The following is a 20,598-nucleotide window of genomic DNA, read 5'->3' as shown; positions in this document are numbered from 1 at the left end:
GGCGGCATCCGGCGGGCCCTGGACGTGGCGTGGCCGGTGGAGGGCGGCGCTCGCGCGGATGCTGGGGAGGAGGGGAGAAACCGATAACGTGGGAGCGATGCACGAACCCGTCTCCGGCCAGCTGTCGCCCTTCGTCGAGATCGACCGCGACGACTGGGCCGAACTCGCGCCGACCACCCGGCTGCCGCTCACCGAGACCGAGCTCGTGCAGCTCCGCGGCCTCGGTGACGTGCTCGACCTGCGGGAGGTCAGCGATGTCTACCTGCCGCTCAGTCGTCTGCTCAACCTCTATGCGGCGGGCGCGCGTGCCCTGCACCGCTCCACCAGCGAGTTCCTGCACGGCACCGCCGCGCCCACCCCGTTCGTCATCGGCGTCGCGGGATCGGTGGCCGTGGGCAAGTCGACGATCGCGCGGCTGTTGCGCGAGCTGCTCGCGCGCTGGGACGACACGCCGCGGGTCGAGCTCGTCACCACAGACGGCTTCCTGTTCCCCAACGCCGAGCTGGAGCGCCGCGGGCTCATGACCCGCAAGGGCTTCCCCGAGAGCTACGACCGGCGGGCCCTGCTGCGGTTCGTCAGCAACGTGAAGAGCGGCGCGAGCGAGGTGCGGGCCCCGTTCTACTCGCACCTGAGCTATGACATCGTGCCGGGGGCCGAGATCGTGGTACGGCAGCCGGATATCCTCATCGTCGAGGGACTCAACGTGCTGCAGCCACCGACGCCCGGGGGGCGACTGGCACTGAGCGACCTGTTCGACTTCACGGTCTATGTGGATGCCCGCACGAGCGACATCGAGGCCTGGTACATCGAGCGCTTCCTGTCGCTGCAGCGCGGAGCGTTCACCAACCCGAAGTCGTACTTCCACCGCTACGCGAGTCTGAGCGAGAGCGAGGCGATCGCGCAGGCCCGTCAGATCTGGCGAGCGATCAACGAACCGAATCTGCTGCAGAACGTGCTGCCGACCCGCGCCCGCGCCTCGCTCGTGCTGCGGAAGGGCGCGAACCACGCCGTCTCGACGGTGCTCCTGCGCAAGATCTGAGCGTCACCGCGGGGATGACCGCCGCCCGCCGCGCTTACTCGCCCAGTTCGGCGCGCACAACTTCGGCGAGCCGGTGCGCGATGCGATCAGCCGTCACCTGATCCTCGGCCTCGACCATGACCCGCACCATCGGCTCGGTGCCCGAGGGGCGCAGCAGCACCCGGCCGGAATCGCCGAGCTCGGCCTCCGCCTCGGCGACAGCGCGCGCGATCGCCTCGCTCTCGCGCAATCCGTGGTGGTCGACGCCGCGCACGTTCACGAGGATCTGCGGGTACACCGTCATGACGGAGGCGAGTTCGGCGAGGGTCTTGCCGGTGCGCGCCATCTCGGCGACGAGGTGGAGCCCCGTGAGGATCCCGTCGCCGGTCGTCGCGAACCGCGTCATGATGACGTGCCCCGACTGCTCGCCGCCGAGGGAGAGGTTCTGCTCGTTGAGGGTCTCGAGCACGTAACGGTCGCCGACCGCGGTCTCGAGCACCCGGATGCCGTGCGCAGCCATGGCGCGCCGCAGACCCAGGTTGCTCATGACGGTCGCGACGAGGGTGCTGTCGGCGAGGGCGCCGCGCTCGTTCATCGCCACCGCCAGAATCGCCATGATCTGGTCGCCGTCGACGACCTTGCCGGTGTGGTCGACGGCGAGGCAGCGATCCGCGTCGCCGTCGTGGGCGATGCCCAGGTCCGCCCCGTGTTCGAGCACGGCCCGCGCGAGCTGATCGAGATGCGTGGAGCCCACGCCGTCATTGATGTTGATGCCGTCCGGATCGGCGCCGATGACCGTCACCCGGGCGCCGGCGACCGTGAAGACCTCGGGTGAGATGCCCGCCGCGGCACCGTTCGCGCAGTCGAGCACGACGTGCACGCCGTCGAGGCGGTGCGGGAGGGTGGAGAGGAGGTGCACGATGTAGCGATCCTCGGCATCCGCGAACCGCCGGATGCGCCCCACATCGCCGCCCGTGGGCGCGAGCTTGGGCTGCGCGAGCGCGGCCTCGATGCGATCCTCGACCTCGTCCGGCAGCTTGGTGCCGCCGGTCGCGAAGAACTTGATGCCGTTGTCGGGCGCCGGGTTGTGCGACGCCGAGATCATCACGCCGAGGTCGGCCTTGAAGTCGGCGACGAGGAAGGCCGCCGCCGGGGTCGGCACGACACCCGCGTCGTAGACGTCGACCCCGGAGCTGGCCAGTCCCGCGGCGACCGCGGTGGCCAGGAACTCTCCGGAGATACGCGGGTCGCGGGCGATGACGGCGACCGGGCGTCGACCGGACGCACGGCGACCGTCGGCCACCCTGCCCTTGCCGAGCACCACCGCCGCCGCCTGCGCCAGACCGAGCGCGAGGTCGACGGTGAGGTCGGCGTTCGCGAGACCGCGAACGCCGTCCGTGCCGAACAGGCGGGGCATCGGTGCTGCTGACTTACGCAGCGCGGATTAGCGCTTGGAGAACTGCGACGCCTTGCGGGCCTTCTTGAGACCAGCCTTCTTGCGCTCGATGACGCGGGCGTCACGAGTGAGGAAGCCGGCCTTCTTGAGCGCCGGGCGGTTGTTCTCGCGGTCGATCTCGTTGAGGGCACGCGCGATGGCGAGGCGCAGCGCGCCCGCCTGGCCCGAGGGGCCGCCGCCCGTGATCTTCGCGATCACGTCGTAGCTGCCCAGGAGATCGAGCACCTTGAACGGGTCGTTGATGAGCTGCTGGTGCAGCTTGTTGGGGAAGTAGTCCTCGAGGCTGCGGCCGTTGACCGTGAAGGCCTGGCCACCCGGGATGAGACGCACGCGGGCGATGGCCTGCTTGCGGCGTCCCACGGCTGCGCCGGGAACGTTGAGTACCGCGCGGGGAGCCTTCGGCGCCTCGGAAGCGGGGGTCTCGGTCGTGAAGCTCTCGGGAGCCTCGTCGATGATGTCTGCGATCTTCGCCACGTGCTAAGTCCTTAAATTCTTTGTGCTCTGGGCCAGCGCTACTGGGCGACCTGGGAAATGATGAACGGCTTGGGCTGCTGGGCCGCGTGCGGGTGCTCGGCACCGGCGTAGACCTTCAGCTTCGCGAGCTGGGCGCGGCCGATCGAGTTCTTGGGGAGCATGCCGCGGATGGCCTTCTCGACCGCGCGGGTCGGGTGCTTCTCCAGCATCTCGGAGTAGGTGGTCGCCGTCAGGCCGCCCGGGTAGCCCGAGTGGCGGTAGGCCTTCTTCTGCGCGAGCTTGGAGCCGGTGAGGGCGACCTTCTCGGCGTTGACGATGATGACGAAGTCGCCCATGTCCATGTGCGGAGCAAAGGTGGGCTTGTGCTTGCCGCGCAGCAGGGTTGCCACCTGGCTGGCGAGACGGCCGAGCACGACGTCGGTCGCGTCGATGATGACCCAGTCACGCTGAACATCAGCGGGGGTGGGCGAGAACGTACGAGTCACAGTAATACTGCCTTCTGGTCGAAATGAGGTGTTCGTGAATCCCGCTCCGTGGAGGTTCCGCCTCCAGAAAGAGGAGGAACGCTGCCGGTGGAGGGCTCAACTTCGGGTGACACGCCCGGAGGACGCAGGCACCAAGGGTCTACATTAGTCGCTCGGCTACGGCGTGGTCAAACCGTGGGCGGGGCATCCGGGTCGTCGTCGCGCCGCGCGCGCGTCTGGAGCGCGCGGGCGGCGAGGTCGCCGTCGTCGGGGTAGCCGATCTCCAGGAGCGTGAGACCCTTCGCGGGCATCACCTTGAACTCGCTCGTGCGAGCCCCCTCCAGCAGGATGCCCTCCGCGCGTGACGGTGCCAGGCGCCCCTCCCCGATCGCAACGAGCGCGCCGACGAGGGCGCGCACCATGCTGTGGCAGAACGCGTCGGCCTGGAGCGCGGCCACGATCACGCCGTCGGGATCACGCCGCCAGCGGAAATCCTGCAGCGTGCGGATGGTCGTCGCCCCGAGCCGCGGCTTGCAATACGCGGCGAAGTCGTGCAGACCCACAAGGGCGGAGGCGGTCGCGTCCATGAGCGCGACATCGAGCTCAGCGGGGTACCACACCGTGTGGCCGCGCAGCAGCGGATTGCGGGGCGCGGCGGTGTCGGCGACGCGGTACTCGTAGCGGCGCCAGATCGCCGAGAAGCGGGCGTCGAATCCCGCCGGCGCGAGGGATGCCCGGCTCACGTATAGGTCGGTCGAGAGCCCCGCGATGCCGTTGAGCCGGCGCGCGAGGCGGGCGGCGCGCTCGGCGGGGCCGTCCGCGGTCGGCGCGGGGGTCACTGGGCCTGCGGCCGCGGGGGCGGCGGCTACGGGGGTGGTCGTGAGGGAGTCCGCTGCCCGCGGGCGCCGGGGCGGGTGCCGCCGCGCGCCGCGATGCGGGTCGGCGAGCGTCGCCATCGCCGCGGGCGAGAGGTCGAGATGCGCGACCTGACCCAGCGCGTGCACGCCGGCGTCGGTGCGACCGGCCACCGTGAGCTGCGGCCTCTCCCCCGCGCGGCGGAACACCGTCGCGAGCGCCTCCTCCAGCTCGCCCTGCACCGTCCGCAGGCCGGGCTGCTTCGACCACCCGGCGAACGCGGTGCCGTCGTAGGCGAGGTCGAGGCGCAGACGCGTCAGCTCGGGCGAGGTCTCCACCCGGTGAGTTTATCGGGGCGCCCCGGGCGAGCAGTCCCACAGCGACTGCCGCACGAGCGTCGTCGCACCCTCGTACGCGTCGTCGGGAATCCACGTGCACGACCGCGTCACCCAGTCGAGAATCCGCTCGCGCTCGGTCGGGTGGGCGTGCGGCGGGGGCACCTGGGTGGGGAGCAGGAAGAACCGAAGGGCCCCTGCGGCCACCCCCGAGCGCACGCGGGCGAGGGTCGGCGAGGGTGCCGCGCCCGAGAAGCCGCCCAGGGCCTCGACCGGCAGTCCCGCATCGAGGATGTACGGCGCGGCCGACTCCCACGAGTCGGCGACGAACAGCACTCCCCCGGCCGGGCGGTGCGCCCGCACGTAACCCGCGAGGGCACGGCGTTCCACGGTGAGCGCGCGCGGCGGCGACCACAGCACGGGCGGCGCGATCGCGAAGTGGTCGAAGGTGTTCGTGTCGACGAGCGAGCCGGTCGCCCGGAAGAAGAAGCCCACCGACTCGAGCCGCGGGCCCCCATAGGCATCGTTCGCGCTGCCGGCGAGCGAGGGGTCGAGTTCGGAGGCGGTCCACGCGGCGGGCGCCAGAAGCATCGAGGCGACCGCGAGGATGACCGCGCCGCGCCGCCTCGCCACCGCCACGATGACCGCCGCACCGCCCAGCACCGCCACGGCGATCCCCAGCCACAGCGGCGCGATTCCCGTCGCACCCAGGATGACGAGCGTCCACGCGGCCTGCGCTCCGACGAGCGCGGGAAGTGCCAGCCGCGCGAGCCCCGGTGCCCCGGAGCGGCAGGCGCGCACCGCCGCCGAGCAGCCGACCGCGGCCAGCAGCGACAGCGGAACCGACAGGGCGGCGTAGTAGGCAGCGTGCGGCACGGTCGAGGCGGAGATGACGAGCGCCGCCGTCGCCAGCCACAGCACCATCGCCACCCCGAGGGCGCGGTCGGCACGGCGGCGGATGGTGAGCGCGATCGCCAGCACCCCCGCGCCCGCGAGCGGGTACAGCCAGCCCACCTGCGTCGTGACCTGCGGAAGCAGCAGCTTGAGGGGTGAGGATCCGCTCGCCCCCACCGTCGTGACCGTCGAGACGAAGTCGGCGACCGCGCCAGGCACGAGGTGGGGCACGAAGCGGTTGACTCCGTTGTAGCCGAACACGGTGGCGAAGATGTTGTTGCTGGTGCTGCCGTCGATGTAGGGGCGGCCGGATGGTGGGAGGAGCTGGAGGACGGTCATCCACGCCACCGACCCGACGACGGAGACCGCGACGAGAACCCCCGCCCGGCCCCATCGCGCCGCCCGACCGAGCGACGGCACGAGCAGGAGCCCCACCACCAGAGCGGGCATCACGAACCAGGCCTGCAGCATCTTGGCCTGGAAGCCGATCGCCACCCAGCTCCCCGAAACGACCAGGGGCAGGATGCGCGCACTCGCGACCGCGCGCTGCCAGGCCAGCACGGCGCAGGCCAGGCACATCGTCACCAGGGCGTCTTCCATGACGTGGCCGAAGACGGAAGCGAGGAGCGGGGTCGTCGCGAAGGCTGCCGCCGCGAACAGGCCGGTGCGAGGCCCTCGCCATCGGCGCGCGATCGCGAACACCACCGCGACCGTGACCAGCCCCTCGACGACCTGGGGCAGCGCGAGCGCCCACTGGGAGAAGCCGAAGGCCCGAACCGCGAGCGCCTGCGGCACGAGGAATCCCGAGAGCTTGTCGAGGGTGATCGTGGCCGTCGGATCGAAGGTGCCGAAGAGCAGGGCGCGGTCGCTCAGGCTCATGCTGCGCGCGGCCGAGGAGTAGTAGCCGGCGACGCCCGAGCGGCCGATGTTCCAGGCGGAGGCCGCGAGGAAGAACAGGAGGATCGCGCCGAGGGCGAGCGCCCGGCCGCCGCGGCTGCGCGTCAGAACTCCCGCGTGTAGGCGACGACCGTCGTCGTGGTGTGGAAGCCCATGCCGGAGTAGAGGCCCAGCGCTCCGGTCGGGTTGACCGAATCCACGTCGAGGGCCGCGCGCTCGATGCCCGCGTCGGCGAGGGCGTGGAACACGCGGGCGAGAAGGGCGGGGGCGATCCCGCGTCGCCGCCACTCGCGAACGACGCCCACGAGGGTGATGTATCCGCTCGAGTAGCCCTGAAGCTCCCAGTCCTCGTGCGAGGTCTCGGTCATCACGAGACCCACGACGCTGCCTGCCCGGTCGACGGCGACGAAGGAGAGGTCGGGCCGGAACACCGGCAGGGCGAGCATCGCGTCCCACTGCTCCCGCGTGGTCGGCTGGCTGCCCCAGTGATCGCGGAACGCGTCCGACTTCGCGAGTCGCGTCGCCTCCGAGAGCTCTGTGGTGAACGGCACGATCGAGACGCCATCATCGAAGGGCACCTCGGGGATCGGATCGGCGATGACCCGCTCCTGCCCCAGGAACCATCGCGTCGCGGTGAACCCCGCGCCTTCCAGCAGCCGCTTCTTGTCGGATGACCGGTCATCGGCGTACACGATGCTCCAGGCCGGCAGCGCCTCCGCGTGGGTGGCCAGCTGTTGCTGCGCGCGGGCATCCTGCCAGTTAAGCAACGCCCTGCCGAGCCCGCGGCCCCGGGCGGCGGGGTGCACACCGCCGAGCAGGATCGAGCGCACGAGCGTCTCCGAGCCGGGGGCAGCGACCACGAGCCCCCAGGCGAGCGGGTCGCCCGTGCGCGCATCGAGCGCGAGCAGCGAATCCTCGTCGAGCTGCATCCAGGAGTGGGCGAGCTCCGACTCGATCTCCTCGCGCGACTCCACGTACTCCGGATGCTCGACCGACGCGATCGCGCGGGTGAGCGGCATGAGCGCGTCCAGGTCGCTCGGCTGGACCGCGCGCCAGACGACCTCCGCCGTGTCAGCGGGGTGCGGAGCGGCGACGGCGGGAACGCGGTCGCGGAGAGGAACGGTCGACACGGTTAACCACAGTAGGGCCCCGCTCCGTGGAGCGGGACCCTACTGGTGAAACTGTGGATGGAGAAGGCCTACTTGGCGTCCTCGGCGGGAGCGTCCTCCGCGGCAGCCGCGTCGGTGCTCGCCGCGTCCGTCGCGGTCTCGTCCGTCGCGGTCGCGTCGGTCGTGGCCTCGTCGGTGGCGACCTCGTCGGTGCTGGTCTCCTCGGTGCTGGTCTCCTCGGCCGGAGCCTCGGGCTCCTCGGCCTTCGCCGCGGGAGCGGTCGAGGCGGCCGCGGCCGTCTTCTTCGCGCTCTTCGGCTTCGGGTTGACGGGCTCGAGAACGAGCTCGATCTGGACCATGGAGGCGTTGTCGCCCTTGCGGAAGCCGAGCTTCGTGATGCGGGTGTAGCCGCCCTCACGCAGTTCGACGAGCGGCGCGATCTCGGTGAAGAGCTCGTGCACGACGTTCTTATCCTGGATCACCGCGAGAACACGACGACGGGCGTGCAGGTCACCGCGCTTGGCGAAGGTGATCAGGCGCTCGGCGACGGGACGGAGGCGCTTGGCCTTCGTCTCCGTGGTCTTGATGCTCTTGTGGGTGAAGAGGGCAGCCGCGAGGTTCGCAAGCAGGAGGCGCTCGTGCGCCGGGCCGCCGCCGAGGCGGGGTCCCTTAGTGGGTGCAGCCATGATTGGGGTTCTTTCGTTTGTCTAAAGTGTCAGGTCGGGAGCGTGGCGGAGAACCTAGTTGTTCTCGTCGTCGTCGCCGCCGTAGAAGTGGGCGCCGTCGAACCCGGGAACCGAGTCCTTGAGCGACAGGCCCATCTCGACGAGCTTGTCCTTGACCTCGTCAACCGACTTCTGTCCGAAGTTGCGGATGTTCATCAGCTGCATCTCCGACAGCGCGACGAGCTCGCTGACCGTGTTGATGCCCTCGCGCTTGAGGCAGTTGTAGCTGCGCACGGACAGGTCGAGGTCCTCGATCGGCATGCTCAGCTCGCTGGAGAGCACGGCGTCGACCGGCGCGGGGCCGATCTCGATGCCCTCGGCAGCCGTGTTGAGCTCGCGCGCCAGGCCGAACAGCTCGGTGAGGGTGCGACCCGCCGACGCGATGGCGTCGCGCGGGGTGATCGCCGACTTGGTCTCGACGTCGACGACGAGGCGGTCGAAGTCGGTGCGCTCACCGGCACGAGTGGCCTCGACGCGGTAGGTGACCTTGAGCACGGGCGAGTAGATCGAGTCGATCGGGATCTGACCGGCCTCGGAGAACTCGCTGCGGTTCTGCGTCGCCGAGACGTAGCCGCGGCCGCGCTCGATCGTGAGCTCCAGCTCGAACTTCGCCTTGTCGTTGAGCGTCGCGATGACGAGCTCCGGGTTGTGGATCTCGACACCGGCGGGAGCCGAGATGTCGGCCGCGGTGACCTGACCGGCACCCTGCTTGCGCAGGTAGGCGGTGATGGGCTCGTCGTGCTCGCTCGAAACGACGAGGCCCTTGATGTTCAGGATGACCTCGGTGACGTCCTCCTTGACACCAGGGACGGTGCTGAACTCGTGCAGCACGCCGTCGATGCGGATGCTCGTGACCGCGGCACCCGGGATCGAGGAGAGCAGGGTGCGACGCAGGGAGTTGCCGAGCGTGTAGCCGAAGCCGGGCTCGAGCGGCTCGATGACGAACCGTGAGCGGAATTCCGAGATGTTTTCCTCGGCAAGAGTGGGGCGCTGTGCAATGAGCACTGATTGTTCCTTTCGGCGAAGTGTCCGCTATATGACACCTGGAGTTCGAGCGGGTGGCTGGCCCGTCGTTATTGAGTTGTGAAAGTTCGTGCAAAACGCCGAGTGCCGGGGCACCCGCTCGGCGAGCGGGCACCCCAGCCTTCGGATGAGACTTAGACGCGGCGGCGCTTCGGCGGGCGGCAGCCGTTGTGCGCCTGCGGCGTCACATCGGAGATGACGCCGACCTCGAGGCCCGCGGCCTGAAGCGAACGGATCGCGGTCTCGCGACCGGAACCCGGTCCCTTGACGAAGACGTCGACCTTCTTCATCCCGTGCTCCTGCGCCTGGCGCGCGGCCGACTCGGCGGCGAGCTGCGCGGCGAACGGGGTCGACTTGCGCGAACCCTTGAAGCCGACTCCACCGGACGACGCCCAGCTGATGACCGCACCCGAGGGGTCGGTGATCGAGACGATCGTGTTGTTGAAGGTGGACTTGATGTGGGCCTGGCCCACTGCGATGTTCTTCTTTTCCTTGCGACGCGGCTTACGAGCTGCCGCCTTGGGTGCTGCCATGGTGATCTCCTCAGACCTAAAGTTGTGAGCCCCCGCCGTGGCGGGGAGCGAAGCACACGCTTCGCGCTACTTGCGGCCGGCCTTCTTCTTGCCGGCGACGGTGCGCTTCGGGCCCTTGCGGGTGCGAGCGTTGGTCTTGGTGCGCTGGCCGCGCACGGGGAGACCACGACGGTGGCGGATACCCTCGTAGCTGCCGATCTCGACCTTGCGGCGGATGTCGGCGGCGACCTCGCGGCGGAGGTCACCCTCTACCTTGTAGTTGCCCTCGATGTAGTCGCGAAGGGCGACGAGCTGGTCGTCGGTCAGATCCTTCACGCGGATGTTTCCATCGATCTCGGTGTCGGCCAGGGTCTTGAGTGCCCGGGTGCGACCGACTCCGTAGATGTAAGTCAGTGCGACCTCGACGCGCTTATCGCGCGGGATGTCTACGCCGGCTAGACGTGCCATGGTGGCTTCTCCTCATAATGAGTGGAGGTGATGGACGACATCGGTGCCGAGGCCTCCAACCCCGGGTGTCCCCCGCGTGACGCGGGATCGTGATGTCGTTCTGTATTCAGTTGTGAGGTGCAGCGAGCGGGCGATCAGCCCTGGCGCTGCTTGTGACGCGGGTTGCTCTTGCAGATGACCATGACGTTGCCGTGACGACGAATCACGCGGCACTTCTCACAGATCGGCTTGACGCTGGGGTTGACCTTCATTGTTTTCTCTCTTCGCTGTCTTCGTACCCCAGCCGATCCGAGGATCGGGCGGGGCCGTTACTTTCCAGCATTCGCGTGCCCGGTGGGCACTTACTTGTAGCGGTAGACGATCCGGCCGCGGGTCAGGTCGTACGGGCTCAGCTCTACGATCACGCGGTCCTCCGGGAGGATCCTGATGTAGTGCTGGCGCATCTTCCCCGAGATGTGGGCAAGTACTTTGTGTCCGTTGGTCAGCTCAACGCGAAACATCGCGTTGGGCAGAGCCTCGACAACTGCGCCCTCGATCTCGATGACACCGTCTTTTTTGGCCATAGCCTCTTCGTCGCTAAAAAGTAATGAATACTGGTCGTGCGGATGGGATTGTGGTGAAAACGCGACCCGAACGAACGGGTCGAACACACCAAAGATCAAGCTTAGGTCATTCCTGCCCGATTCGCCAAGTGCGGCGTATACTCCCCGCGCGCGGCGTGCGCTCTGCGGCGCGCGGTGCGCTCTGCGGCGCGCGGTGTGCGCTGTGCGGCGCGCGGTGCGCTCTGCGGCGCGCGGTGTGCGCCGTGCTGCGCGCAGCGTCCTCAGGGGATCGGCACCGGCCGGATGCCGAAGGCCGCGAGCTCCGCGGCACCGCCGTCCTCCGCGGTGAGCACCCAGATGCCTGCGTCATGGCGCGCGATCGAGTGCTCCCAGTGCGCAGCGTCACTGCCGTCCTCGGTCACGACAGTCCATCCGTCATCCAGGGTGCGGGTGTCGATCCCGCCCGCCGTCACCATGGGCTCGATCGCCAGCACGAGCCCGGCGCGCAGCTTCGTGGGCGCCCGGCGCACGCGATAGTTGTAGACCGTCGGCTCCTCGTGCATCGAGCGGCCGATGCCGTGGCCCGTGTAATCCTCGATGATGCCCCAGGGCCCCGCCGCCTCGACGCTGTTCTCGACCGCTGCGCCGATGTCGTTCACCGTCGCGCCCCGGGCGAAGGCCGCGATGCCGGCCCAGAGCGACAGGCGGGTGACCTCGGCCAGCTCACGGCGGCGGGCGACGAGGGCGGGGGCCCGGTCATCCGGCACGACGACGGTGATCGCCGCATCGCCGTTCCAGCCGCCGACCTCCGCGCCGCAGTCGATCGAGACGATGTCGCCGGGCTCGATCACGCGGTCGCCGGGCACCCCGTGCACGACCTCGTCGTTCACCGAGGCGCAGATCGTGTGCGAGTAGCCGGGCTCGAGCATGAAATTGGACCGGCCACCCGCGTCACGGATGACCCGCTCCGCGATCGCGTCCAGCTCCCCCGTCGTCACGCCCGCGGCGATTGCTCGCCGGACGGCCTCCAGGGCCCGGGCGGTCACGAGCCCCGGGCGCACGAGGGCGCGGAGCTCATCGGGCGACTTGTAGAGCCCGCGAGCCACTAGCCTGCGGCCGCGTCGTCCTGGGTGGCGAAGATGCCGCGGGCGGCGAGCCCCTCCGCGATGCGGTCGCTGACCTCGTCGATGTCGCCGAGACCGTCGACCTCGACCAGGAGGCCGCGATCGCGGTAGACCGCGATGAGCGGCGAGGTCTCGCGGGCGTACACCTCCTGACGGTGGCGGATCGCCTCCTCGGTGTCGTCGGCACGGCCCTGCTCGATTGCGCGCTTGCGCAAGCGTGCGACGACCTCGTCCTGGTCGGCGACGAGCTGGATCACCGCGTCGAGCGCCTGACCCTTGCCGGCGAGCAGCTGCTCGAGGTAGGCGACCTGTTCGAGCGTGCGCGGGTAGCCGTCGAGCAGGAAGCCGTCGCGCGCATCCTCCTCGTCGAGCCGGCTGGACACCAGCGCGTTCGTCAGCGTGTCGGGCACGTAATCGCCCGCGTCGACGATCGCCTTCACCTGAACGCCGAGCGGCGTCTGCTCGCGGATGTTCGCGCGGAAGATGTCGCCCGTCGAGATGTCGGGGATTCCGAAGGTCTCGGTGAGCCGTGCGGATTGCGTACCCTTACCGGCGCCGGGGGGACCGACGATAAGGAGCCGGGTCATCGCAGGAGTCCCTCGTAGTGCCGCTGCTGCAGCTGCGAGTCGATCTGCTTCACGGTTTCGAGGCCCACTCCCACGACGATGAGAATGCTGGCGCCACCGAACGGGAAGTTCTGGTTCGCGTTGACGGCGACGAGCGCGATGAGGGGGACGAGCGCGATGAGGCCGAGGTAGATGGATCCCGGCAGCGTCACGCGCGTCAGCACGTAATCGAGGTACTCGGCCGTCGGACGGCCGGCGCGGATGCCCGGGATGAAGCCGCCGTACTTCTTCATGTTGTCGGCCACCTCCTCGGGGTTGAAGGTGATCGCGACGTAGAAGTAGGTGAAGCCGACGATCAGGATGAAGTACAGCACCATGTAGAGCGGGTGATCGCCCTTGGTGAGGTAGTCGGTGATCCACTGCACCCAGGGCGCCGGTGCCTTGCCCGCGGCGGGCTGGTTGAACTGCGCGATCAGGGCGGGCAGGTACAGCAGCGACGAGGCGAAGATGACCGGCACGACGCCCGCCATGTTTACCTTGATCGGAATGTAGGTGTTGTTGCCGCCGTAGGTGCGCCGGCCGACCATCCGCTTGGCGTACTGCACCGGGATGCGACGCTGCGACTGCTCGACCAGGACGACGAGCGCCATGATGACGATGCCGACGCCGATGACCGCGATGAAGATCGGGAAGCCCTGACCGGTGAGGATCGCACCGAGCGAGCCCGGGAAACGGGCCGCGATCGAGGTGAAGATCAGGAGCGACATGCCGTTGCCGATGCCGCGCTCGGTGATGAGCTCGCCCATCCACATGATGAGGCCGGTACCGGCGGTCATCGTGATGACCATGAGCATGATCGAGTACCAGGCGTCGTTGGTGATGAGGTTCGAGCAGGCCGTCGTGCTGCTCGTGCCGAACAGGGCGCCCGAGCGCGCCACCGTGATGAGGGTCGTCGACTGCAGGACACCCAGCGCGATCGTGAGGTAGCGCGTGTACTGCGTCAGCTTGGCCTGGCCGGTCTGACCCTCTTTGTAGAGGCTGTCGAAGTGAGGGATGACCACGCGCAGCAGCTGCACGATGATCGACGAGGTGATGTACGGCATGATGCCGAGCGCGAACACGCTCAGCTGGAGCAGCGCGCCCCCGCTGAAGAGATTGACGAGCTCGTAGAGGCCCGAGGTGTTCGAGTTGGCCGAGAGGCAGGCCTTGACGTTCGCGAAGTCGACGAACGGCGAGGGAATGAAGGATCCGAGACGGAACAGCGCGACGATGCCGAGCGTGAAACCGATCTTGCGGCGAAGATCGGGCGTGCGAAATATCCGCGCGACTGCTCTGAACACGGGGCCTCCTGCTAATTCTCGTGAACTGGGACGGGGTGGGACCCTCTGAAGAGAGTCCCACCCCACCACAAGTCGGTGGTCGCTTTCACGACCCGCCCGGCGGTCGCGCTCCGGGCATCCGCAGCTTGCGCTGGCGGAATTACTTGACGGAGCCGCCCGCCGCGACGATCTTCTGCTCGGCGGAGCCGGAGACCTTGTCGACAGCAACGTTCAGCTTAACCGCAATGTCGCCGTTACCAAGAACCTTGACCTTCTCGTTGCTGCGCACAGCACCCTTGGCCACGAGGTCGGCGATGGTGACATCCCCGCCCTTCGGGTAGAGCTCGGCGAGCTTCTCGAGGTTGACGACCTGGTACTCGACGCGGAAGGGGTTCTTGAAGCCGCGAAGCTTCGGGGCCCGCATGACCGCGTTCAGGTTGCCGCCCTCGAGACCGGTGCGCACCTGGTAGCGCGCCTTCGTTCCCTTGGTACCGCGACCCGCGGTCTTACCCTTGGAGCCCTCACCGCGGCCGACGCGGGTCTTGGCCTTCTTCGCACCGGCGGCCGGGCGAAGGTGGTGGACCTTGAGGACCTGCGGACGAGCGACGTCGGCAGACGGCGCGGCCTTCTTGGCAGCGGGCGCGGCCTTGGCCGCGGGCGCCTTGGCGGCGGCCGGAGCCTTCTCGGCGGCGGGAGCCTTCTCGGCAGCCGCAGCCTTCGCCGCGGGCGCCTTCTTCTCGGCAGCAGGAGCCTTCTCGGCGGCGGCCTTGGGGGCCTTCGCCGCGGCGGTCTTCGCCGGAGCCTTGTCCGCCGCAGCGGCCTTCGGAGCCGCCGCCTTCTTGGCAGGAGCCTTCTCGGCCGCAGCCTTGGGAGCGGCCGCCTTGGAGGCGGCCGGCTTCTTCTCTTCAGCCATTAGTCAATCTCCTCGACCTTGACGAGGTGAGCAACGGTGCGAACGTAGCCACGGTTCTGGCGGTTGTCCTCACGAACGACGACGTCACCGATGCGGTGGAGCCCGAGGCTCCGCAGGGTGTCGCGCATGTTCTGCTTCTCACTAATTTTGGACTTGATCTGGGTCACCTTGATGCGCGAAGCCATCAGGCACCTGCCTTTGCGGTAGCGAGCGCACCGGCGGCCTCGGCGTCGGCGCGCACGAGGCGTGCGGGCGCGACATCCTCGAACTCGAGGCCACGGCGTGCGGCGACGGCGCGGGGCTCCTCGAGCTGCTTGAGGGCAGCGACGGTGGCGTGGACGATGTTGATCGTGTTCGACGAGCCGAGCGACTTGCTCAGCACATCGTGGATGCCCGCGCACTCGAGCACGGCGCGCACCGGACCACCGGCGATAACACCGGTACCGGCGGCAGCGGGACGCAGCAGCACGACGCCGGCCGCGGCCTCACCTTGCACGGGGTGCGGGATGGTCGCGCCGACACGGGGAACGCGGAAGAAGTTCTTCTTCGCCTCCTCGACGCCCTTGGAGATCGCGGTCGGGACCTCGCGGGCCTTGCCGTAGCCGACGCCGACGAGTCCGTTGCCGTCGCCGACGATGACGAGAGCGGTGAAGCTGAAGCGACGACCACCCTTCACCACCTTCGACACGCGGTTGATGGTGACAACGCGCTCGAGGAACTGGCTCTTCTCGGTGTCGCGGGCGCCGCGATCACGGTTGGGGTTGCGCTCACGACCGCCACGGCGGGCCTCGCGAGGCTCGTTCGTGGTGTCCGTCGGCGGTGCGTCGACGACGGCCGCGGTGGCCACCGCCTCAGCGGTAACGGCCTCGGGTGCTTCAGCCACGTTCTGCTCCTTAGTAGTTTCTTCGCTCACAGGTCCAGACCGCCCTCGCGCGCGCCTTCGGCGATCGCTGCGACACGGCCGGCGTACTTGCTGCCACCGCGGTCGAACACGACGGCCTCGATGCCGGCGGCCTTCGCGCGCTCGGCGACGAGTTCACCGACCTTGCGGGCCTTGGCGGTCTTGTCGCCGTCGAAGGTCCTCAGCTCGGACTCGAGGGTCGATGCCGACGCCAGGGTGTGACCCTTGGTGTCGTCGACGACCTGCACGAACACGTGCCGAGCCGAACGGGTGACCACGAGACGCGGACGCGCCGGGGTGCCGTTGACCTTCTTGCGGAGACGGGTGTGCCGGCGAGCCTTGGCGGCCGACTTGCTCTTGCCTCTAGTTCCGAGACCCATGATTACTTACCACTCTTTCCGGCCTTGCGGCGGACTACCTCGCCTGCGTAGCGGACGCCCTTGCCCTTGTAGGGCTCGGGCTTGCGCAACTTACGAATGTTGGCGGCGACCTCGCCGACCGCCTGCTTGTCGATACCGCTCACGGTGAGGCGGTTGTTGCCCTCGACCGTGAAGCTGATGCCGGCGGGCGGCGTGACGGTGATCGGGTGCGAGTAGCCGAGCGCGAACGTGACGTTCTGCCCGTCTGCCGCGACGCGGTAACCGGTGCCGACGACCTCGAGGCCCTTGCTGTAGCCCGCCGTCACACCGATGATCTGGTTGGCGATGAGCGTGCGGGTGAGGCCGTGGAGCGAGCGCGATGCGCGCTCGTCGTCGGGGCGGGTGACCAGGAGCTGGCCATCCTCGATGGCGACCTCGATGGGGCTCGCGACAGTCAGCGCGAGTTCGCCCTTCGGGCCCTTGACGGTGACATCGGAGCCGTTGATGGTGATGTCGACACCAGCGGGGATCTCGATGGGGAGACGACCGATACGTGACATGACTTGGTTACCACACGTAGGCGAGGACTTCCCCACCCACGCCCTTCTTGCTTGCCTGGCGGTCCGTGAGGAGGCCGGAGGAGGTCGACAGGATGGCGACGCCGAGTCCACCGAACACGGTGGGGATCTCGCTCGACTTGGCGTAGACGCGCAGGCCCGGCTTCGAGACGCGCTTGATGCCCACGATGGAGCGCTCGCGGTTCGGGCCGTACTTGAGGTCGATGGTGAGCGTCTGCCCGACGCGGGCGTCGGCGACCTTCCAGTCGGCGATGAAGCCCTCGGACTTGAGGATCTCGGCGATGTGCGTCTTGAGCTTGCTGTTGGGCAGCGAGACGGAGTCGTGGTACGCCGAGTTCGCGTTCCGCAGTCTGGTCAGCAGGTCTGCGACCGGATCTGTCATTGTCATGTGGTTTGTTTCCTTATCTCGTCCGGTTTCGCACACCCGTTACACGAGTGGCGACCTGGCCGATCGGTGGAGCAGGTTATGAAGCGGGAGTGTTCTCTGCCGTGCGGAACGGGAAGCCGAGCGCCTTGAGCAGCGCACGACCCTCGTCGTCGTTCTTCGCCGTGGTGACCACGGTGATGTCGAAGCCGCGGACGCGGTCGATCTTGTCCTGGTCGATCTCGTGGAACATCGACTGCTCGTTGAGACCGAAGGTGTAGTTGCCGTGGCCGTCGAACTGCTTGTCGGACAGACCGCGGAAGTCACGGATGCGCGGAAGCGCGAGCGACAGCAGCCGGTCGAGGAACTCCCACGCGCGGTCGCCCCGGAGCGTGACGTGGGCGCCGATGGGCTGGCCCTCACGCAGCTTGAACTGGGCGATCGACTTGCGGGCGTTCGTGACCTGCGGCTTCTGACCCGTGATGGCGGTGAGGTCCTTGATCGCGCCGTCGATGATCTTGCCATCGCGCGCGGCCTCGCCGACGCCGGTGTTCACGACGATCTTCACGAGGCCGGGCACCTGGTGCACGTTCGTGAAGCCGAACTGCTTGGTGAGCTCGGCGGCGATCTCGTTCTTGTACTTCTGCTTGAGGCGCGGCTGAATCTTGACAGCCGGCGCAGCAGTTGCTGTGTCAGTCATTACAGGTCCTCACCTGACTTCTTGGCGTAGCGCACGCGGACGGTCCGGCCGTCAGCGTTCTTCTCCACGCGGAAGCCGACGCGGGTCGGCTTCTTGGTCTTGGGGTCGACCAGGGCGACGTTGGAGACGTGGATGGGCGCCTCGTGCGTCTCGATGCCACCGGTCTTGGTGCCGCGGTCGGTCTGGCCGACGCGCAGGTGCTTCGTGACGAAGTTCACGCCCTCGACGACGACACGGTTCTTCGCCGCGTCGACCTCGATGACGCGACCCTGCTTGCCACGGTCGCCACCGCGAGCCTGGCTCGGGCCGCTGATGACCTGCACGAGGTCACCCTTCTTGATGTTTGCCATGACTAAATGACCTCCGGTGCCAGCGAGATGATCTTCATGAACTTCTTGTCGCGGAGCTCGCGACCGACCGGTCCGAAGATGCGGGTACCGCGGGGGTCCCCGTCAGCCTTGAGGATCACTGCGGCGTTCTCGTCGAACTTGATGTACGAGCCATCCGCGCGACGGGTCTCCTTCTTGGTGCGGACGATGACCGCCTTCACGACGTCACCCTTCTTGACGTTGCCGCCAGGAATTGCGTCCTTCACCGTGGCGACGATGACGTCACCGAGACCCGCGTAGCGACGGCCGGAGCCACCGAGGACGCGAATGGTCAGAATCTCCTTGGCGCCGGTGTTGTCGGCGACCTTGAGTCGGGATTCCTGCTGAATCATTGTTTTCTCCTGCTTTCAAGCAAGCGCGAGGCTTACTTGGCCTTCTCGAGGATCTCGACGAGGCGCCAGCGCTTGGAGGCGCTCAGGGGGCGGGTCTCGCTGATGACGACGAGGTCACCGATGCCGGCCGAGTTGGTCTCGTCGTGCGCCTTGACCTTGGAGGTGCGGCGGATGACCTTGCCGTACAGCGGGTGCTTGACGCGGTCCTCCACCTCGACGGTGATGGTCTTCTCCATCTTGTCGCTCGTGACGTAGCCGCGGCGCACCTTGCGGTAGCCGCGCGCGGACTCGTCCTTCACATCGTGCGCAGACGATTCGTGTCCGGCTGCGGTCTTTGCTTCAGCCATTACTTGGCCTCCTCAGCCGTCTCGGTCGTCTCGGCCTCGGCCGCAGACTTCTTGGTGGTCTTCTTCGCCTTCACGGGTGCCGGTGCGGCGACGGGCGTGGCACGGATGCCCAGCTCGCGCTCACGGATGACCGTGTAGATACGGGCGATGTCGCGCTTGACCGCGCGAATGCGCCCGTGGCTCTCGAGCTGGCCGGTGGCCGACTGGAAGCGCAGGTTGAACAGCTCTTCCTTCGCCTTCTTGAGCTCGTTCACGAGCCGCTCGTCTTCAAAGGTGTCGAGCTCGATTGGGGTGAGCTCCTTGGATCCGATCGCCATTATGCGTCGCCCTCCTCGCGCTTGATGATGCGTGCCTTGAGGGGCAGCTTGTGGATTGCACGGGTCAGCGCCTCGCGGGCGATGGTCTCATCGACACCGCTGAGCTCGAAGAGCACGCGACCCGGCTTGACGTTCGCGACCCACCACTCGGGCGAGCCCTTACCGGAACCCATGCGGGTTTCGGCCGGCTTCTTCGTGAGCGGGCGGTCGGGGTAGATGTTGATCCACACCTTTCCACCACGCTTGATGTGACGGGTCATCGCGATACGCGCGGCCTCGATCTGGCGGTTGGTCACGTAGGCGGGGGTCATCGCCTGGATGCCGAACTCGCCGAACGAGACCTTGGTGCCACCGGTCGCCTGCCCGGAACGACCCGGGTGGTGCTGCTTGCGGTGCTTGACCTTACGGGGAATCAACATGGTTACGCCTCAACTCCTGCTGCGACGGGCGCAGCGCCGGCGTCTGCACGCGGGGCGCGACGCGGACGGTCGCCATCGCGACTGTCACGGCGCTCCGGGCGCGACGACTTCTGGTTAGCCTGCTCGCGGGCGAGCTCCTTGTTGGTGATGTCGCCCTTGTAGATCCAGACCTTCACGCCGATGCGGCCGAACGTGGTCTTCGCCTCGTAGAAGCCGTAGTCGATGTTCGCGCGCAGCGTGTGCAGCGGCACACGACCCTCGCGGTAGAACTCGGAACGGCTCATCTCGGCACCGCCCAGACGACCGGACACCTGGATGCGAACACCCTTGGCACCCGCGCGCTGCGCGCCCTGGAGACCCTTGCGCATCGCCCGACGGAACGCGACACGCGCGCTCAGCTGCTCGGCGATGCCCTGGGCGACCAGCTGCGCCTCTGCCTCAGGGTTCTTCACCTCGAGGATGTTGAGCTGGATCTGCTTGCCGGTGAGCTTCTCGAGGTCGGCGCGGATGCGCTCGGCCTCGGCACCACGGCGACCGATGACGATGCCGGGGCGAGCCGTGTGGATGTCGACGCGAACGCGGTCACGCGTGCGCTCGATCTCGATACGGGCAACACCGGCGCGGTCGAGCGACGTCTTGAGCAGGTTGCGGATCTTGACGTCCTCGGCGACGTAGTCGCTGTAACGCTGTCCCGGCTTGGTGCTGTCGGAGAACCACCGCGACACGTGGTCGGTGGTGATGCCGAGGCGGAAGCCGTACGGATTGACTTTCTGGCCCATTACTTCTTCCCTGCCTTCTGCGCCTTGGCGGCGCCGCCGGCTGCGACTGTGCTGGTTTCATCGGGCGTCGCGAGCACGACGGTGATGTGACTGGTGCGCTTCAGAATCTGGAAGGCGCGACCCTGAGCACGCGGCTGGAACCGCTTCAGGGTCGTTCCCTCGTCGACGTAGGCCGCCGCGACGAACAGGTCCTGCTCATCGAGGAAGCTGTTGGCCGCGTCTGCCTTCACCCGCGCGTTGGCGATCGCGGATGCGACCAGCTTGTACACGGGCTCGCTCGCACCCTGGGGGGCGAACTTGAGAATCGCGAGCGCTTCGGTTGCCTGCTTGCCGCGGATCAGGTTGACGACACGACGAGCCTTAGTCGGGGTGACGCGGATGTGACGCACGCGTGCGATCGACTCCACCATTTCTCTCCT

30 protein-coding genes are annotated in these 20,598 nt (G+C 68.1%); 1 reads left to right on the top strand and 29 read right to left on the bottom strand.

The annotated features are described in order from the left end of the window. The first annotated feature begins 97 nt into the window (after positions 1–97). The gene (gene coaA, locus G3T37_RS07760) at positions 98–1,039 is read left to right on the top strand and encodes a type I pantothenate kinase (RefSeq protein WP_163472930.1); all 942 of its coding nucleotides are present in this window, start codon (positions 98–100) and stop codon (positions 1,037–1,039) included. Between the two features lie 34 nt (positions 1,040–1,073). On the opposite strand, the gene glmM is transcribed toward coaA, so the two are convergent. The 29 genes from glmM to rplV form a co-directional block, all read right to left on the bottom strand. Further along, positions 1,074–2,435, bottom strand: coding sequence for a phosphoglucosamine mutase (glmM, locus tag G3T37_RS07755; RefSeq protein ID WP_163472929.1), 1,362 nt, complete (start codon positions 2,433–2,435; stop codon positions 1,074–1,076). A gap of 27 nt (positions 2,436–2,462) precedes the next feature. Then, positions 2,463–2,948 carry a 30S ribosomal protein S9 gene (gene rpsI / locus G3T37_RS07750; RefSeq protein ID WP_163472928.1) on the bottom strand — a complete coding sequence of 162 codons (486 nt, stop codon included), beginning with the start codon at positions 2,946–2,948 and terminating at the stop codon, positions 2,463–2,465. A 38-nt stretch (positions 2,949–2,986) separates the two neighbouring features. After that, positions 2,987–3,433, bottom strand: coding sequence for a 50S ribosomal protein L13 (rplM, locus tag G3T37_RS07745; protein WP_163472927.1), 447 nt, complete (start codon positions 3,431–3,433; stop codon positions 2,987–2,989). A 167-nt stretch (positions 3,434–3,600) separates the two neighbouring features. Further along, positions 3,601–4,605: a tRNA pseudouridine synthase A gene (locus G3T37_RS07740; protein WP_174247751.1), complete on the bottom strand. Its 1,005-nt coding sequence runs from the start codon at positions 4,603–4,605 to the stop codon at positions 3,601–3,603. A gap of 9 nt (positions 4,606–4,614) precedes the next feature. After that, positions 4,615–6,375 carry a glycosyltransferase family 39 protein gene (locus G3T37_RS07735; protein ID WP_163472926.1) on the bottom strand — a complete coding sequence of 587 codons (1,761 nt, stop codon included), beginning with the start codon at positions 6,373–6,375 and terminating at the stop codon, positions 4,615–4,617. A gap of 122 nt (positions 6,376–6,497) precedes the next feature. Next, complete coding sequence (locus tag G3T37_RS15130) at positions 6,498–7,523, bottom strand: GNAT family N-acetyltransferase (RefSeq protein WP_163472925.1); 1,026 nt, start codon at positions 7,521–7,523, stop codon at positions 6,498–6,500. A 68-nt stretch (positions 7,524–7,591) separates the two neighbouring features. Then, positions 7,592–8,188, bottom strand: a complete 597-nt coding sequence (gene rplQ / locus G3T37_RS07725) for a 50S ribosomal protein L17 (protein WP_163472924.1) — start codon at positions 8,186–8,188, stop codon at positions 7,592–7,594. Positions 8,189–8,242: 54 nt separating this feature from the next. Further along, positions 8,243–9,232, bottom strand: a complete 990-nt coding sequence (locus tag G3T37_RS07720; protein WP_163472923.1) for a DNA-directed RNA polymerase subunit alpha — start codon at positions 9,230–9,232, stop codon at positions 8,243–8,245. A 152-nt stretch (positions 9,233–9,384) separates the two neighbouring features. Further along, positions 9,385–9,783 (bottom strand): 30S ribosomal protein S11, encoded by a 399-nt coding sequence (rpsK, locus tag G3T37_RS07715; protein ID WP_163472922.1) that lies wholly within the window; start codon positions 9,781–9,783, stop codon positions 9,385–9,387. 66 nt (positions 9,784–9,849) lie between these two features. Beyond that, complete coding sequence (gene rpsM / locus G3T37_RS07710) at positions 9,850–10,230, bottom strand: 30S ribosomal protein S13 (RefSeq protein WP_163472921.1); 381 nt, start codon at positions 10,228–10,230, stop codon at positions 9,850–9,852. Between the two features lie 134 nt (positions 10,231–10,364). Further along, positions 10,365–10,481 carry a 50S ribosomal protein L36 gene (rpmJ, locus tag G3T37_RS07705; RefSeq protein WP_163472920.1) on the bottom strand — a complete coding sequence of 39 codons (117 nt, stop codon included), beginning with the start codon at positions 10,479–10,481 and terminating at the stop codon, positions 10,365–10,367. A 90-nt stretch (positions 10,482–10,571) separates the two neighbouring features. After that, a complete protein-coding gene (infA, locus tag G3T37_RS07700; protein ID WP_022883252.1) occupies positions 10,572–10,793 on the bottom strand; it encodes a translation initiation factor IF-1 in 222 nt (73 codons plus the stop codon). 260 nt (positions 10,794–11,053) lie between these two features. Then, positions 11,054–11,878: a type I methionyl aminopeptidase gene (gene map / locus G3T37_RS07695; protein WP_163472919.1), complete on the bottom strand. Its 825-nt coding sequence runs from the start codon at positions 11,876–11,878 to the stop codon at positions 11,054–11,056. Further along, positions 11,878–12,483, bottom strand: a complete 606-nt coding sequence (locus G3T37_RS07690; RefSeq protein WP_163472918.1) for an adenylate kinase — start codon at positions 12,481–12,483, stop codon at positions 11,878–11,880. The genes map and G3T37_RS07690 overlap by 1 nt, the downstream gene beginning before the upstream one ends. Further along, positions 12,480–13,802: a preprotein translocase subunit SecY gene (secY, locus tag G3T37_RS07685; protein WP_163472917.1), complete on the bottom strand. Its 1,323-nt coding sequence runs from the start codon at positions 13,800–13,802 to the stop codon at positions 12,480–12,482. The genes G3T37_RS07690 and secY overlap by 4 nt, the downstream gene beginning before the upstream one ends. Positions 13,803–13,941: 139 nt before the next feature. Further along, a complete protein-coding gene (gene rplO, locus G3T37_RS07680; protein WP_163472916.1) occupies positions 13,942–14,694 on the bottom strand; it encodes a 50S ribosomal protein L15 in 753 nt (250 codons plus the stop codon). Further along, positions 14,694–14,879: a 50S ribosomal protein L30 gene (gene rpmD, locus G3T37_RS07675; RefSeq protein ID WP_163472915.1), complete on the bottom strand. Its 186-nt coding sequence runs from the start codon at positions 14,877–14,879 to the stop codon at positions 14,694–14,696. The genes rplO and rpmD overlap by 1 nt, the downstream gene beginning before the upstream one ends. Then, the gene (rpsE, locus tag G3T37_RS07670; protein WP_163472914.1) at positions 14,879–15,607 is read right to left on the bottom strand and encodes a 30S ribosomal protein S5; all 729 of its coding nucleotides are present in this window, start codon (positions 15,605–15,607) and stop codon (positions 14,879–14,881) included. The genes rpmD and rpsE overlap by 1 nt, the downstream gene beginning before the upstream one ends. Further along, positions 15,604–15,975, bottom strand: a complete 372-nt coding sequence (gene rplR / locus G3T37_RS07665; protein WP_163472913.1) for a 50S ribosomal protein L18 — start codon at positions 15,973–15,975, stop codon at positions 15,604–15,606. Before rplR ends, rpsE begins: the two co-directional genes overlap by 4 nt. A 2-nt stretch (positions 15,976–15,977) precedes the next feature. Then, entirely contained in the window at positions 15,978–16,514 is a 537-nt protein-coding gene (rplF, locus tag G3T37_RS07660; protein ID WP_163472912.1) for a 50S ribosomal protein L6, read from the bottom strand. Between the two features lie 7 nt (positions 16,515–16,521). Further along, entirely contained in the window at positions 16,522–16,920 is a 399-nt protein-coding gene (gene rpsH / locus G3T37_RS07655; RefSeq protein ID WP_163472911.1) for a 30S ribosomal protein S8, read from the bottom strand. 76 nt (positions 16,921–16,996) lie between these two features. Beyond that, the gene (rplE, locus tag G3T37_RS07650; RefSeq protein WP_163472910.1) at positions 16,997–17,596 is read right to left on the bottom strand and encodes a 50S ribosomal protein L5; all 600 of its coding nucleotides are present in this window, start codon (positions 17,594–17,596) and stop codon (positions 16,997–16,999) included. Further along, positions 17,596–17,946 (bottom strand): 50S ribosomal protein L24, encoded by a 351-nt coding sequence (gene rplX, locus G3T37_RS07645; protein WP_163472909.1) that lies wholly within the window; start codon positions 17,944–17,946, stop codon positions 17,596–17,598. Before rplX ends, rplE begins: the two co-directional genes overlap by 1 nt. 2 nt (positions 17,947–17,948) lie before the next feature. Beyond that, positions 17,949–18,317 (bottom strand): 50S ribosomal protein L14, encoded by a 369-nt coding sequence (gene rplN, locus G3T37_RS07640; RefSeq protein WP_163472908.1) that lies wholly within the window; start codon positions 18,315–18,317, stop codon positions 17,949–17,951. Between the two features lie 32 nt (positions 18,318–18,349). Then, positions 18,350–18,664: a 30S ribosomal protein S17 gene (gene rpsQ / locus G3T37_RS07635; RefSeq protein WP_163472907.1), complete on the bottom strand. Its 315-nt coding sequence runs from the start codon at positions 18,662–18,664 to the stop codon at positions 18,350–18,352. Then, positions 18,664–18,981 carry a 50S ribosomal protein L29 gene (gene rpmC, locus G3T37_RS15125; RefSeq protein ID WP_163472906.1) on the bottom strand — a complete coding sequence of 106 codons (318 nt, stop codon included), beginning with the start codon at positions 18,979–18,981 and terminating at the stop codon, positions 18,664–18,666. The genes rpsQ and rpmC overlap by 1 nt, the downstream gene beginning before the upstream one ends. Next, entirely contained in the window at positions 18,981–19,400 is a 420-nt protein-coding gene (gene rplP, locus G3T37_RS07625; protein WP_163472905.1) for a 50S ribosomal protein L16, read from the bottom strand. Before rplP ends, rpmC begins: the two co-directional genes overlap by 1 nt. Before the next feature lie 2 nt (positions 19,401–19,402). Continuing rightward, positions 19,403–20,179, bottom strand: a complete 777-nt coding sequence (gene rpsC, locus G3T37_RS07620) for a 30S ribosomal protein S3 (protein WP_163472904.1) — start codon at positions 20,177–20,179, stop codon at positions 19,403–19,405. After that, positions 20,179–20,589, bottom strand: a complete 411-nt coding sequence (gene rplV, locus G3T37_RS07615; protein ID WP_163472903.1) for a 50S ribosomal protein L22 — start codon at positions 20,587–20,589, stop codon at positions 20,179–20,181. Before rplV ends, rpsC begins: the two co-directional genes overlap by 1 nt. Positions 20,590–20,598: the final 9 nt, after the last annotated feature.

It is taken from the genome of Galbitalea soli, from assembly GCF_010686725.1.
Taxonomy (GTDB): Bacteria; Actinomycetota; Actinomycetes; order Actinomycetales; family Microbacteriaceae; genus Galbitalea; species Galbitalea soli.
This window is presented reverse-complemented; position numbering and strand designations above follow the sequence as displayed.

Excerpts from the sequence above, each read along its gene's own strand:
- rplV (WP_163472903.1), bottom strand. The coding sequence starts at position 20,589 with ATGGTGGAGTCGATCGCACGCGTGCGTCACATCCGCGTCACCCCGACT.
- rpsC (WP_163472904.1), bottom strand. The coding sequence starts at position 20,179 with ATGGGCCAGAAAGTCAATCCGTACGGCTTCCGCCTCGGCATCACCACC.
- rpmD (WP_163472915.1), bottom strand. The coding sequence starts at position 14,879 with ATGGCTTCGCGCATCAAGGTGACCCAGATCAAGTCCAAAATTAGTGAG.
- rplX (WP_163472909.1), bottom strand. The coding sequence starts at position 17,946 with ATGGCAAACATCAAGAAGGGTGACCTCGTGCAGGTCATCAGCGGCCCG.
- rplO (WP_163472916.1), bottom strand. The coding sequence starts at position 14,694 with ATGGCTGAAGAGAAGAAGCCGGCCGCCTCCAAGGCGGCCGCTCCCAAG.
- rplQ (WP_163472924.1), bottom strand. The coding sequence starts at position 8,188 with ATGGCTGCACCCACTAAGGGACCCCGCCTCGGCGGCGGCCCGGCGCAC.
- rpmC (WP_163472906.1), bottom strand. The coding sequence starts at position 18,981 with ATGGCGATCGGATCCAAGGAGCTCACCCCAATCGAGCTCGACACCTTT.
- rplE (WP_163472910.1), bottom strand. The coding sequence starts at position 17,596 with ATGACTGACACAGCAACTGCTGCGCCGGCTGTCAAGATTCAGCCGCGC.
- rplF (WP_163472912.1), bottom strand. The coding sequence starts at position 16,514 with ATGTCACGTATCGGTCGTCTCCCCATCGAGATCCCCGCTGGTGTCGAC.
- rplP (WP_163472905.1), bottom strand. The coding sequence starts at position 19,400 with ATGTTGATTCCCCGTAAGGTCAAGCACCGCAAGCAGCACCACCCGGGT.
- glmM (WP_163472929.1), bottom strand. The coding sequence starts at position 2,435 with ATGCCCCGCCTGTTCGGCACGGACGGCGTTCGCGGTCTCGCGAACGCC.
- G3T37_RS07735 (WP_163472926.1), bottom strand. The coding sequence starts at position 6,375 with ATGAGCCTGAGCGACCGCGCCCTGCTCTTCGGCACCTTCGATCCGACG.
- rpsQ (WP_163472907.1), bottom strand. The coding sequence starts at position 18,664 with ATGGCTGAAGCAAAGACCGCAGCCGGACACGAATCGTCTGCGCACGAT.
- rpsH (WP_163472911.1), bottom strand. The coding sequence starts at position 16,920 with ATGACAATGACAGATCCGGTCGCAGACCTGCTGACCAGACTGCGGAAC.
- rpsK (WP_163472922.1), bottom strand. The coding sequence starts at position 9,783 with ATGGCAGCACCCAAGGCGGCAGCTCGTAAGCCGCGTCGCAAGGAAAAG.
- infA (WP_022883252.1), bottom strand. The coding sequence starts at position 10,793 with ATGGCCAAAAAAGACGGTGTCATCGAGATCGAGGGCGCAGTTGTCGAG.
- rpsM (WP_163472921.1), bottom strand. The coding sequence starts at position 10,230 with ATGGCACGTCTAGCCGGCGTAGACATCCCGCGCGATAAGCGCGTCGAG.
- G3T37_RS07690 (WP_163472918.1), bottom strand. The coding sequence starts at position 12,483 with ATGACCCGGCTCCTTATCGTCGGTCCCCCCGGCGCCGGTAAGGGTACG.
- rplR (WP_163472913.1), bottom strand. The coding sequence starts at position 15,975 with ATGGGTCTCGGAACTAGAGGCAAGAGCAAGTCGGCCGCCAAGGCTCGC.
- rplN (WP_163472908.1), bottom strand. The coding sequence starts at position 18,317 with ATGATTCAGCAGGAATCCCGACTCAAGGTCGCCGACAACACCGGCGCC.
- rpmJ (WP_163472920.1), bottom strand. The coding sequence starts at position 10,481 with ATGAAGGTCAACCCCAGCGTCAAGCCGATCTGTGAGAAGTGCCGCGTG.
- coaA (WP_163472930.1), top strand. The coding sequence starts at position 98 with ATGCACGAACCCGTCTCCGGCCAGCTGTCGCCCTTCGTCGAGATCGAC.